The 12,459-nt window shown below is 68.5% G+C and carries 12 protein-coding genes; 2 read left to right on the forward strand and 10 right to left on the reverse strand.

Annotated features, from left to right (window positions below; all coding sequences use genetic code 11):
* Positions 1-107: 107 nt before the first annotated feature.
* A complete protein-coding gene (locus tag B3611_RS04040) occupies positions 108-797 on the forward strand; it encodes an AMIN-like domain-containing (lipo)protein (RefSeq protein ID WP_291313782.1) in 690 nt (229 codons plus the stop codon).
* 67 nt (positions 798-864) lie between these two features.
* Here the strand turns inward: B3611_RS04040 and B3611_RS04045 are convergent, their stop codons facing one another.
* From B3611_RS04045 to B3611_RS04060, 4 genes are all read right to left on the reverse strand, one after another.
* Complete coding sequence (locus B3611_RS04045; protein ID WP_291313783.1) at positions 865-3,144, reverse strand: polyribonucleotide nucleotidyltransferase; 2,280 nt, start codon at positions 3,142-3,144, stop codon at positions 865-867.
* Between the two features lie 182 nt (positions 3,145-3,326).
* Complete coding sequence (rpsO, locus tag B3611_RS04050; protein WP_291313784.1) at positions 3,327-3,596, reverse strand: 30S ribosomal protein S15; 270 nt, start codon at positions 3,594-3,596, stop codon at positions 3,327-3,329.
* A 134-nt stretch (positions 3,597-3,730) separates the two neighbouring features.
* On the reverse strand, positions 3,731-4,687 hold the full coding sequence (locus B3611_RS04055) for a nucleoside hydrolase (RefSeq protein ID WP_291313785.1): 957 nt from the start codon (positions 4,685-4,687) through the stop codon (positions 3,731-3,733).
* Between the two features lie 25 nt (positions 4,688-4,712).
* Positions 4,713-5,693, reverse strand: a complete 981-nt coding sequence (locus B3611_RS04060; protein WP_291313786.1) for a bifunctional riboflavin kinase/FAD synthetase — start codon at positions 5,691-5,693, stop codon at positions 4,713-4,715.
* Between the two features lie 38 nt (positions 5,694-5,731).
* Between B3611_RS04060 and truB the strand changes: the two genes are divergently transcribed.
* Complete coding sequence (gene truB / locus B3611_RS04065; protein WP_291313787.1) at positions 5,732-6,625, forward strand: tRNA pseudouridine(55) synthase TruB; 894 nt, start codon at positions 5,732-5,734, stop codon at positions 6,623-6,625.
* A gap of 7 nt (positions 6,626-6,632) precedes the next feature.
* On the opposite strand, the gene B3611_RS04070 is transcribed toward truB, so the two are convergent.
* The 6 genes from B3611_RS04070 to infB all read right to left on the reverse strand — a co-directional run.
* The gene (locus B3611_RS04070) at positions 6,633-7,313 is read right to left on the reverse strand and encodes a 4'-phosphopantetheinyl transferase family protein (protein WP_291313813.1); all 681 of its coding nucleotides are present in this window, start codon (positions 7,311-7,313) and stop codon (positions 6,633-6,635) included.
* Complete coding sequence (locus B3611_RS04075) at positions 7,313-8,113, reverse strand: metallophosphoesterase family protein (protein ID WP_291313788.1); 801 nt, start codon at positions 8,111-8,113, stop codon at positions 7,313-7,315. The genes B3611_RS04070 and B3611_RS04075 overlap by 1 nt, the downstream gene beginning before the upstream one ends.
* A gap of 41 nt (positions 8,114-8,154) precedes the next feature.
* Positions 8,155-9,450 carry an MATE family efflux transporter gene (locus B3611_RS04080; RefSeq protein WP_291313789.1) on the reverse strand — a complete coding sequence of 432 codons (1,296 nt, stop codon included), beginning with the start codon at positions 9,448-9,450 and terminating at the stop codon, positions 8,155-8,157.
* The gene (locus B3611_RS04085) at positions 9,450-10,439 is read right to left on the reverse strand and encodes a DHH family phosphoesterase (RefSeq protein ID WP_291313790.1); all 990 of its coding nucleotides are present in this window, start codon (positions 10,437-10,439) and stop codon (positions 9,450-9,452) included. The genes B3611_RS04080 and B3611_RS04085 overlap by 1 nt, the downstream gene beginning before the upstream one ends.
* A gap of 22 nt (positions 10,440-10,461) precedes the next feature.
* Entirely contained in the window at positions 10,462-10,896 is a 435-nt protein-coding gene (gene rbfA, locus B3611_RS04090) for a 30S ribosome-binding factor RbfA (RefSeq protein ID WP_291313791.1), read from the reverse strand.
* Positions 10,897-11,137: 241 nt separating this feature from the next.
* Positions 11,138-12,459 (reverse strand): translation initiation factor IF-2 (gene infB / locus B3611_RS04095; RefSeq protein WP_291313792.1); only part of this gene is annotated, 1,322 nt, incomplete at its 5' end.

Raw genomic sequence — 12,459 nt, forward strand, 5'->3', positions numbered from 1 at the left:
TTTCCTACCCGGCCACTCTATCGCCTCACGCGGGTTTCAATCACGATTGCCTCACGGTTCGGGAGAACTCCACGACACCCCACGGCCACCCCGATAAAGTGGGCGCCATGAGACACAACAGCCGCCCCTCCCGCACCAACCGCCCCATGCCGCTGATGGCAACCGGCGTTGCCGTCGCGGTGGCGCTGGGGCTCGCCGCCTGCTCCCCCGACGACCGGGGCAGCACGGCCACCTCCCCCACCTCCGCCGGCAACCCATCCGTCAGCTCCCCCGCGAACCCCCCGACCACAACCTCCTCCGCGACTGCGACGACCACCGCCACGGCACAGGCCGCCTCGACCTCCGACGAGGTCAGAGCCGGTCTCCTGTTCACCCCCGACCAGTCCGACCAGGACCCGGCCCCCGGCACGGAGCTAACCGTCAGCGACGTTCGCCTCGGCACCCACGAAGGATTCGACCGGGTCGTCTTCGAGTTCACCGGTGCGGGCTTGCCCGGCTACCACGTGGCCTACAACCCCGAGCCCCGCCAGCAGGCGTCCGGTTACCCGCTCGATGTAACCGGCAACGCCTTCCTGGAGGTCATGATCCAGGGCACCCCGATGGGGATGGTCAGCCAGCGCGAGGACTTGGTGAAGGCGGGTCCGATGAACCTCGCTTCCGGCACGGTCCAGGGGGTGACGCATGGCGGGGTCTTCGAGGCGGACTCCCAGTACGTCATCGGCCTCGACCAGCAGCGGCCCTACCGGGCATACACACTGGAAAACCCGGCCCGCCTGGTCATCGACATCCAGCAGTAGAAAAGGGAAACGCCCGGCGAACCCCGGTGGGGCCGTCGGGCGTCGATAGGCGGTGCCGGGCCGAGCTCTAGTTCTCCTCGACCGGAACCAGCGAGATCTTGCCGCGGTTGTCGATGTCCGCGATCTCGACCTCGATCTTGTCACCCACGTGGATGACATCCTCCACGTTCTCGATGCGCTTGTTGCCGCCGAGCTTCGAGATGTGGATCAGGCCGTCGGTGCCCGGGAGGATGGACACGAACGCCCCGAATGCTACGGCCTTGACCACAGTGCCGAGGTAGTGCTCCCCCACCTTCGGCATCTGCGGGTTGGCGATGCCGTTGATGCGCTCGATCGCGGCGTCGGCGGATTCCCCGGAAGCGGCGGAGACGTAGATCGTGCCGTCGTCCTCGATGGAGATGTTGGCTCCGGTGTCCTCCGTGATCTGGTTGATGGTCTTGCCCTTCGGGCCGATGACCTCGCCGATCTTGGAGACGGGCACCTTGACCGTGGTGATCTTGGGGGCGAACGGGCTCATCTCGTCGGGGCCGTCGATAACCTCCGCCATGGTGTCGAGGATCGCCTCGCGGGCGTCGCGAGCCTGGTTCAGGGCATCGGCAAGGACGTTGGACGGGATGCCGTCGAGCTTGGTGTCCAGCTGCAGGGCGGTGATGAACTCGCGGGTACCGGCCACCTTGAAGTCCATGTCGCCGAACGCATCCTCGGCGCCGAGAATGTCGGTCAGCGCGACGTACTCGGTCTCCCCGTCAACCTCTCCGGAGACAAGGCCCATCGCGATGCCGGCCACCGGCGCGGCAAGCGGCACCCCCGCGTTGTACAGCGAGAGGGTCGAGGCGCACACCGAGCCCATGGAGGTCGAACCGTTGGACCCGAGGGCCTCGGAAACCTGGCGGATGGTGTAGGGGAACTCCTCCCTGGAGGGGATCACCGGCAGCAGCGCACGCTCGGCGAGCGCACCGTGCCCGATCTCGCGGCGCTTCGGGGAGCCGACGCGGCCGGTCTCGCCCGTGGAGTAGGGCGGGAAGTTGTAGTGGTGGATGTAGTGCTTCGACTTCTCCGGGGAGAGCGAGTCCACCGTCTGCTCCATCTTGAGCATGTCGAGCGTGGTCACACCGAGAATCTGGGTCTCGCCGCGCTCGAACAGAGCCGAGCCGTGTGCGCGCGGGATGAGCTCCACCTCGACCTCGAGGTCGCGGATGTCCGTGGTGCCGCGACCGTCGATGCGGAAGCCGTCGGTGAGGATCTTCTCACGCACGATGGACTTCATCAGCGCGTTATAGGCGGCGCGGATCTCCTTGGACGCGGCGCGCTCCTCCTCGCGGTCGTCGTCGTCGATGTCGAACTTGTCCAGGAGGTCCTTCTCGATCTCCTCCATGTACGCGTTCGTGGCCTCGTCGCGGTCCTGCTTGCCCTTGATGGTCATCAGCGAGGACAGCTTCTTCGCGGCCCTCTTCTCCACGGCGCGGTAGACCTTGTCGGTGTACGGCGGGAAGAGTTGGAACTCCTGCGTCTCCTTCGCCGCCTCCTCGGCCAGCTCGGCCTGGGCCTCGCAGAGCGTGCGGATGTAAGGCTTGGCGGCCTCGAGGCCCTCCGCGACGGTGGCCTCGGTCGGCGCGGGGGCGCCGTCGTTGACGCGCTTGACGACGTTCACGCCGGCGCCCGCCTCGACCATCATGATCGCCACGTCATCCGACTTCCCGCCCTTGCGCTCCACGATGCGGCCCGCGACGACCATCTCGAAGATGCAGTTGTCGTGCTGGTCGTGGTTCGGGAAGGCGATCCACTGGCCGTCGGCGTGGTCCTCGTCCACGACGTACGCCATACGCACACCGCCGACCGGGCCGGAGACCGGGAGGCCGGAAAGTTGGGTGGCGGCGGAGGCGCCGTTGATCGCGACAACGTCGTAGTACTCCTCCGGGTCCATCGACAGCACCGTGATGACCACCTGCACCTCGTTGCGCAGCCCCTTGACAAAGGTCGGGCGCAGCGGTCGGTCGATGAGGCGGCAGGCCAGAATAGCCTCGGTGGAGGGGCGGCCCTCGCGGCGGAAGAAGGAGCCCGGGATACGGCCCGCCGCGTACATGCGCTCCTCGACATCCACGGTCAGCGGGAAGAAGTCGACGCCTTCGCGCGGCTGGTTGGAGGCCGTGGTGGTGGCCAGCATCATCGTGTCCTCGTCGAGGTACGTGGTGACGGAGCCGCCCGCCTGGCGGGCCAGCAGGCCCGTCTCGAAGCGGATGGTGCGGGTGCCAAAGTCACCGTTGTCGAGGACCGCCACCGCCTCCGTGGTTCCGTAGTCCTCGTCGACGTGGACCTCGTGGGCGTTCTTGGGGGTGAAATTGCTCAAAGGAAGCTCTCCTTGTGTTCTCGGCGATCGTCGGTGCCGCCGTTTGACTGCTGTCTGCAACGTTTGAACATGTTACCAGGTAGAACGCCTGTGCGCCACGGTGGGAGGCGGCGTCGCCCAAACGCGAAAAACCGCCCCACCCGGGGGTGGAGCGGTGCGGGGCCCGGTGGGGCCCGAAGCCCTTAGCGGCGCAGGCCGAGGCGGGCGATGAGCTCGCGGTAGCGCTCGACGTTGTTCTCGCGCAGGTACTTGAGCAGACCGCGGCGGCGGCCGACCATCAGCAGCAGGCCACGGCGGGAGTGGTGGTCGTGCTTGTGCATCTTCAGGTGCTCGGTCAGCGTGTTGATGCGCTCGGTGAGCAGTGCAACCTGGGCCTCCGGGGAGCCGGTATCGGTCTCGTGGAGGCCGTAGTTCTTGAGGATCTCTGCCTTCTTCTCAGTGGTCAGCGCCATGAGTTCTCCTTGGTTATTTCAGTCCGCATTGCGTGGTGTCGCTTCCGGGCGGGACTGCTGCGAACCACAGTCACGCGTACGCGCCCAAAGCCGGTGTTTCAGAGTACCCGGGTTTTGCCCGAACCCGAAATCCCCTAGCCGGTCGAGGCCGCCAGCGCGGTGATGCGCCTCATGAACTCCCCGAGGAATCGCGGGACGTCGACCCCCACGGCGACGTGCGCGGTCTTCACCGGGTCGTTGAGGCGTGTCTCATCACCGATGGTCCGCCCGCGGGTGGCGCCCTCGGTGTCGGTCTTCAAGTTGATGTGGTGGAGGGTGACCAGGCTCGGGTCCGCGGCGACGGCCACGGCCAGGGGGTCGTGGAGGCCGCACCCGCCGAGGTGGGGGGCGGTGGTTTCGTAGGCCTTGATGTAGTAGTTCGCCGCGGCGGCGAGGAAGTCCCCTCCGCGCGTGCCGAGCGCCGCCCAGGTCGCGGTCTCATCCTTCGTGAGCAGGGTCTGCAGCGTCACGTCGAGGCCGATCATCGTGACGTCCTTCGCCCTGCGAAAGAGGAGGTCGGTCGCCTCCGGGTCCTGGCTCACGTTCGCCTCGGCCCACGCGTTGACGTTGCCGGGCACCGCGAGAGCCCCGCCCATCATGACGATGTGGGCGTGATCCGCGAAGTGGTCCGAGGCCTCGATGGCCGCCGCTATCGTGGTCGACGGCCCGGTGGGCACGATCACCAGGTCATCGCCGTGGCGCTCCACCGACTCAACGAGGAAGTCCACCGCCGACCGCTTCTCGACGCCCCTCTTCGCGTCCGGCAGCTCCGCCTCGCCGATACCGTTGACCCCGTGGATGAAAGCGGAAATCTCCATGACCTCGAAGCGGTCCACCGCGCGGGCATGGGAGGGTCCGGCGAAGACCGGCACGTCGCTGCGCCCGAAGAGCTCGAGGATGGCCAGGGCGTTGCGCACGCCGTCCTCGACGACGACGTTGCCGTAGGTGCCCGTGACACCGATGAGCTCGAGTTCCTCGCTGCCGAGGGTGTAGGCGATGGCGAGCGCGTCGTCGATGCCTGTGTCGAGGTCGAGAATGATCTTCCGGGTCATGGCTGGCTTTCCTCTCTGGTTGGCGTTAGGTGGCGTCGAGGCGCAGGATATCCCGGGTGCGGGCGACATCTCGCGCCATGTGCGAGAGAAGTTCCTCCGTGGAGTCGAACTTCACCATGTCGCGGACCTTGCCCACGAACTCCACGCGCGCGGTGCGTCCGTAGAGGTCCGCGTCCCGGTCGAGGATGAAGGACTCCACGCTGCGCCGGGAGTCGCCGAAGGTTGGGTTGGTGCCCACGGAGATGGCCGCGGGGTAGCGCAGGCCGGGTTCCATGTCGCCGTCAATCGGGCCGTCGTCCACGATCGTGAGCCACCCGGCGTAAACCCCGTCGGCGGGAAGCGCTGTGATGTCCTCCACGTACTGGTTGGCCGTGGGGTACCCGAGCTCGCGCCCCCCGCGGCCTGCGCCGCGCTCGACGGGCGCCGTCACGGCGAAGGGGCGGCCCATGTAGTCGTGGGCGGCATCGATGTTGCCCTGGGCGAGCTTTTCCCGGATGGCGGTGGAGCAGATACGGGCGCTGCCGTCGCCGAGAAGCCCCACGACGGTGACCTCGATGCCGTGGGCGCGCCCCAGCTCGACCATCGTGCGCGCCGTGCCCTCCGCACCGCGGCCGAACGTGAAGTTCTCCCCCACGACAACCTCGCGCGCGTGCAGCCGGCCGGCGAGAGTGCCGGTGACGTACTGTTCCGGGGTGTCCCCGGCGAGTTCACGGCGGAAGTCGATGACCAGCAGATGATCAACACCGAGGGCCGCAATGTGCTGGGCCCGTTCGTCCAGTGTAAGGAGTGCGTCCGGCGCGTGCTCGGGGTCGAAGACCGCGACGGGGTGGGGGTCGAAGGTCATCACCACGCTGGGCACGCCGAGGGCGCGGGCTTCCTCCACCGCACGGGAAATGAGCAGCTGGTGACCCCTGTGTACGCCGTCGAAGACGCCGATGGTCACCACAGTTCCGTCCGGCTGGCCGAATCCCTCCGGAACCTCGTCCAGGCCGCGCAAAATATCCACGGGACCAGATTACGGCATGCTGTGCCACTATGGTCACTATGCCCGATCCCCTCTCCACCTCCGGAATCGTCGTCGTGGACAAGCCAGCCGGCATGACGAGCCACGACGTCGTCGCCCGCCTGCGCCGCATCTTCGGCACACGCAAGGTCGGCCACGCCGGCACCCTCGATCCCATGGCCACGGGCGTCCTCGTGGCCGGGATCGAGCGCGGAACAAAACTCCTCGCCCACCTCGTCGCCGGTGAGAAGGTTTACGCGGCCACCATCCGCCTCGGGGCGTCCACCAGCACCGACGACGCCGAGGGGGAGGTCGCCTTCACCGCGGACTCCTCCGGGGTGACGGAGGAGGCGGTCCGCGGCGGCGTCGAGAAGCTCACGGGCGAGATCCTGCAGGTCCCGTCGAGCGTCTCCGCGATCAAGGTCGGGGGCCGACGCGCCCACGAGCTCGTGCGCGAGGGCATCGAGGTGGATCTGCCCGCCCGCCCGGTGACGGTATTCACCTTCGACATCCACGGCATCCGCCGGGAGGGTCCCTACACCGACATCGACGCGCGCGTTCACTGCTCCTCCGGCACCTACATCCGCTCCCTCGCGCGCGACCTCGGGGCGGACCTCGGGGTCGGGGGGCACCTCACCGCGCTGCGCCGCGAGAGGGTCGCCGATTTCTCGCTTGACGACGCCCTCACCCTCCCCCGGCTTGAGAACGAGCCCACCCTCAGCCTCACCCTCGATGAGGCGATGAAGCGCGCCTGGCCGGTGCTCGACGTGACCGGGGATGAGTACGACGCCCTCGCAATGGGCAAGTGGCTCGAGCCCCGCGGGCTCGCCGGCGTCCATGCCGCGGTCGGCCCGGACGGGCGGGCCGTCGCGCTGGTCAGGGAGCAGGGCAAACGGCTGTCGACCGTGTTCGTGGCGCGGCCGTCGACCCTCTGACCCCGCTTCAGCGGGCGAATTTTGCCGTAAACGTCCGGGTGACAAACGCTGAGGCGATGATGTACCCGCCGCGCTCCTCCCAGCGGCCCTCGAAGAAGGGAACCGGGGTGGGCCGGGCGAGAATGTAGGCCAGGAACGTTCCGTCCTCCCGGATGTCGATCTCCGCCTCGGGGAACCCCAGCCAGCGCCGCGTGAGGGGGAACCAGCACTTGTAGGTGGCCTCCTTGGCGCAGAAGACGAGCCTGTCGGCCCACTCCACACCGGCATGGCGCATCCTGTCGATTTGCTTGCGCTCGCGGGCGCGCGCGATCTCCCCCACAACCTCCTCGGGCAGCGGAGCGGCGGGCTCGGCGTCCAGCCCCATGGACAGAACGTGGCGCGTCGGGGCCGCCACGGCCGCGCGGAACCCCTCGGTGTGGGTCAGTGAGCCGGTGTACCCCTCGGGCCACAGCGGCATCCCCCGGTCCCCGCGCAGGATCGCCTGGTCGGTGTGCACCCCGAGCTCGCGCAGCGCCTGGTGGGCGCACCAGCGGGCGTCGCCGAACTCGCCCTTGCGAACGTCGACGGCCCGGCTGACGAGCCCCTGCTCCTCGGGGTGCAGTTCCCGGTAGTTCGTCAGGTCGCGGTTGTCGTCCGTCCGGATGTAGATGAAGCGGGCGTGCGCCGGGAAGAGGTCGAGGTCCTGCATCACTTTTCCAACCTCATCACCGGGTACGGCCACGCCGCCGGGTGCCAGGGGCCCTGCCACTCCCGGGGGTAGCCCAGGGAAACCTCGATGTGCTCGATGCCGTCCACCACCGTGACCCCGGGCATGTGCAGGTGGCCGTAGATGACCGCCTGCGCGTTGTAGCGCCTGGCCCAGCTGCGGGTGTGCCGGGTCCCGCACCACAGGGCGACCTCCGACCACCTCATCCGCATAATCGGCTCCTGCACCAGGGGCCAGTGGTTGACCAGGATCGTCGGCCCCTCGATGCGCGAGAGCCGCTTGGTGGTGTAGGCGAGACGGTCCCAGCACCAGGCGCGCACGTCGACGAAGGGGGCGATGGCGAACTCGTCCGTCATCATGATGTTCTTCTCCCGCGCGGCGGCCACCGCCTCCTCCACCGTCATCCCCGGTGCCCGGAAAGAGTAGTCGTAGAGGGTGAACAGCGGTGCGACGGTCACGCCCCCGAAGACGGGGTACGGGTCCTCCGGGGTCACCACCCCGATCTCCCGCAGCGCGTGCACCAGCGCGGCGTACTTCTCCCTCCCCCTGTAGCGGTCCGCCGAGCGGCAGAAGAGCTCGTGGTTGCCCGGGGCCCACACCACGGTGTCGAAGCGCCCTGCCAGTTGCCCCATCACCCGGAGGATGAGGTCGAACTTCTCCGCCACGTCACCCGCGACGATGAGCCAGTCCGAGGGATCGGCGGGCTGTATCGCCTCGATCCTCGGGCCGTTCGCCTTCACCGCGGCGTGGAGGTCCGCCACGGCCCACAGGGTGGTGGTCATGCCCTCATTGCTACCACACGGGCATGGGGCGTCGTGAAGCGCTACACGCCGCCGACGCGGGCCCACTTCATCGACCGGAAGCGGGTGACCACCCCAACGAGGCGGATCAGCACCGACAGCAGGTGCCCCGCCCAGATCCCCGCCAGCCCCCACCCGAAGTGCAGGGAAAGGAGCACCACCGGGAGAAACCCCAGGAGAACAGAAAACACGGTGAGGTTGCGCAGGCAGGAGGCGTCGCCCGCCCCGAGGAGCACTCCGTCGAGCGCGAAGACGATCCCGCCCGCGACGATCATCGCGATGAGGATCCACCAGGGCACGGCGAGTGACCCGCGCACTGCCGGGTCGGAGGTGAAGACCGATTGGATCGGCCCCGCGAAAAGGGCGAACGCCCCCGCGAGGACCAGGGAGAACCCGGTGGAGAACCGCGTGGACTGCACCCCCACAAAGCGGGCCTGCCCCACCTCGCCCCTGCCGAGCGAGGAGCCGGTGAGAGTCTGCGCCGCGATGGCGAGGGAATCGAGCACGAGGGTGAGGAAGTTCCACAGCTGCAGCATGACCTGGTGCGCAGCGAGTGCGGCGACCCCCACGCGGCCGGCGACGGCCGCCGCGGCAAGGAAGGAAACCTGGAAGGAGAGTGAGCGCACGATGAGGTCGCGGCCGAGGACCAGCTGCTCGCGGATCACCCCGGGGCGCGGCGCCCAGGGGCCTTTGTGGTTGCGAGCGAGCACCGCGAGAAAAAGGGACGCGGTGATGCCCATGCCCAGGACGTTGGCGGTGGCTGAGCCGACCAATCCCCACCGGGCGACAAAAAGCGGAAGGCACGCCGCACCGGGCACCAGGCCGCACAGGGTGAGCACGAAGGGCAGGCGGGTGTTCTGCACCCCCCGCAGCCACCCGTTGCCGGCCATGATGATGAGCGTCAGGGGTATGGCGAACGCGGCGACGCGCATCCACCGCACCGCCTCGCGGGCCGTGGCGGCGTCGTTGGTGAGGAAGAGCGCCACCGGGAAGGCGAACAGCCACACGAGGGCGGCGAGGGTGAGACCGACTAAGAGCGCCACCCACGTGGCCTGGACGCCCTCGGCCACCGCCGCCTCCCGGCGGCCCGCTCCGAAAAGCCGGGAGGCACGGGCGGTTGTGCCGTAGGAGAGGAAGGTCAGCTGGGTGGTCACGGTGGATTGCACGGCGGTTCCCGCGGCCAGGGCCGCCAGCTGGGAGGTGCCCAGCCTGCCCACGACCGCCGTGTCGAAGAGCAGGTACAGGGGGCTGGCCGCGAGGACCCCCAGGGCGGGAAGCGCGAGACCCAGGATGCGGCGGGCCGTCACCTCCCCGACCATCAGGCCTGGGAGTGGATCTCGGCGACGATGGAATCCAGGATCGCCGCCAGCGCCTCCGCCCGCGGTCCGGCGAGGCTCAGCCCGGCGGCGGGAACGTGGCCGCCGCCGCCGAGGCGCTGGGCCACGAGCGAGACATCGAGGACACTCGAGCGCAGGGAGACGCTCCAGCGCTCCGGGCGCTGCTCCTTGAACACCACGCCAACGTCGCTGCCCCGCAGGGTACGGGCGTAATCGATGACGGCCTCCACGGCGGTCTGGCTCATCTGCTCCAGATCCGCGGAGGGGATGGTGAGCACGCACACGTCGCGGCCCGCCGCCTCCCGGCGCTCCATCGCGGCCAGGACACCGCCCAGCAGTCTCAGGTCCTCCGCGGTGAGCGAGTCCATGAGCTGCATGACGATCTCCCTGGTGTCCAGGCCGTAGCCGATGAGCTCGGCGGCCAGCAGGTGCATCCGCGGGGTGCCCCAGCGGAAGTTGCCCGTGTCGGTGACCAGCCCCGCGTAGAGGCAGTGCGCGATCTCGTGGTCGAGCTCGATACCCATGTGCGTGAACAGTTCACGCACCAGCGTGGTGGTTGATTCCGCGACGACCACCAGGTTCGTCGCACCGAAACCCGGGTTGGTCTCGTGGTGGTCGATGACCAGGAGGTTGTCCCGGTTGCGCTCCAGGTATGGGCGGAACGCGCCCGTGCGGTCGACGGAGGCGCAGTCGACGGTGACGACGAGGTCCGCTTCCGGCAGCGTGTCCGTGTAGGAGATGCCGCCGATTCCGGGGATCGTCTCGAGGTTGCCGGGGTGAGGGAACGACTGGCCGATGAAGACCCGGGCGTCGTGTCCCGCCTTGCACAGGCCCGCCGCCAGGCCGCAGGCGGAGCCGACGGCGTCCGCGTCCGGCTTGACGTGGGCGATGACGGCGATGGAGTGGGCGTCGCCAAGCAAACGTGCGGCCCGGGCGAACTCGTCCTCGAGCTCGGGGAACAACAGCGGCATGAATCCTACTTTCAGGTGTGCATCATTCTTCGGTGGTTTTGTACGGGTTACCCTCCCCGGCGGGGGTGGCGTTGGCGCGGAGACGGGCGAGCTCAGCGTCGCGCTCACGTGCGCGGTTGAGCAGTTCCTCCATGCGGGCGGAGGCTTCGGGGACTGTGTCCTGCTCGAAGGAGAGCGTCGGGGTGAAGCGGACGCTCAGCTCATCGCCGACGATCTTGCGGAGCTGGCCGCGGGCCCTGTTCAGGGCCTCGGCCGCCTGATCGTAATCGGGTTCGTCATCGATCTCGCGGCCCCGGACCGTGTAGTAAACGGTCGCGTCGTGGAGATCCCCCGTCACCCGCACGTCCGTGATGGTCACGAGCTCGAGGCGGCGGTCCTTGACCTGGCGTTCGATTGCGCGTGCCACGATCTCCTGGATGCGCTTTGCCAAACGCTGTGCGCGGGGGTTCTCGGCCATCATAGCTCCTTCGTGCAGGTCCGCGTGCGGAATCCGCGTTTCGGGCCCGCGTCGCCCCCGGCCCACCCGAACAGAGCTGGTGCCGGTCCCGCCGCGGGCGGGTGGTGTCCCCGGTATTCTACAGCGCCTCCCGCGCCCGGCCCCCACGCGGGTGACACCGCGAAAAGGCCGGCAGGCCCCGCCCCGGTTGCGGGTCGGAGCCTGCCGGCTGGCGCGGGAGCGCAGGGGATGGTGCCACCGCCTAGGAGCGGGGGACCTCCACCATCTCGTAGACCTGGACCACGTCGTCGACCTCGATGTTCGGGTACGACAGGACCATGCCGCATTCGTAACCCTTGTCGACCTCGGTCACGTCGTCCTTCTCGCGGCGCAGCGACTGGATCGTCGCCTCCTCGGTAATGACGTTGCCGTCGCGCACGAGGCGGCACTTCGCGTTGCGGCGCACCTTGCCGTCCGTGACCATGCAGCCCGCGATGAGGCCCACGGAGGACGCGCGGAAGATCTGGCGGATCTCCGCGGAGCCGATCTCGCGCTCCTCGTAGATGGGCTTGAGCATGCCCTTGAGCGCGTTCTCCACGTCCTCGATGACCTTGTAGATCACCGAGTAGTAGCGGATCTCCACGCCCTCGGCGTTGGCCTCCTCGGTGGCCTTGCCCTCGGCGCGGACGTTGAACGCGACGATGATCGCATCCGACGCCGAGGCGAGCACCACGTTGGTCTGCGTCACCGCACCGACGCCGCGGTCGATGATGTTGACCTCCACCTCGTCGTCGATGTCGAGCTTGAGCAGTGCCTCCTCGAGGGCCTCCACCGAACCGGCGTTGTCGCCCTTGAGGATGAGGTTGAGCTGGCTGGTCTCCTTCAGAGCCTGATCCAGGTTCTCCAGGGAGACGCGCTTCTTCGAGCGCGCCTGACGCGCCGAGCGGATTCGCGCATCGCGCTGGGCCGCGATCTGGCGGGCGACGCGGTCGTCCTCGACTACCAGGAGGTTGTCACCGGGGCCCGGCACGCCGTTGAGACCCTGCACCTGCACCGGACGGGAGGGCTCCGCCTCCTCGACATCGTTGCCCCACTCGTCAACCATGCGGCGCACGCGTCCGTAGTTGCCGCCCACGACGATGGAATCGCCGACACGGAGGGTGCCGCGCTGCACGATAACGGTGGAGACGGGGCCACGGCCGCGGTCGAGGTGGGACTCGATCGCGATGCCCTGCGCATCCATCTCCGGGTTAGCGCGAAGGTCAAGCGCGGCATCGGCGGTCAGCAGGACTGCTTCGAGCAGTTCCTCGATGCCGGTGCCCTGCTTGGCGGAAATGTCCACGAACATGGTGTCGCCGCCGTATTCCTCGGGCACGAGACCGTACTCGGTGAGCTGGCCACGGATCTTGTCCGGCTGGGCCTCGGGCTTATCCACCTTGTTCACGGCCACCACGATCGGCAGGTCAGCCGCCTTGGCGTGGTTGATCGCCTCCACGGTTTGGGGCATGACACCGTCATCGGCCGCCACGACCAGGATCGCGAGGTCGGTCGACTTGGCGCCTCGGGCACGCATGGCGGTGAACG

Source organism: Corynebacterium sp. UBA2622, from assembly GCF_002339505.1.
Taxonomy (GTDB): Bacteria; Actinomycetota; Actinomycetes; order Mycobacteriales; family Mycobacteriaceae; genus Corynebacterium.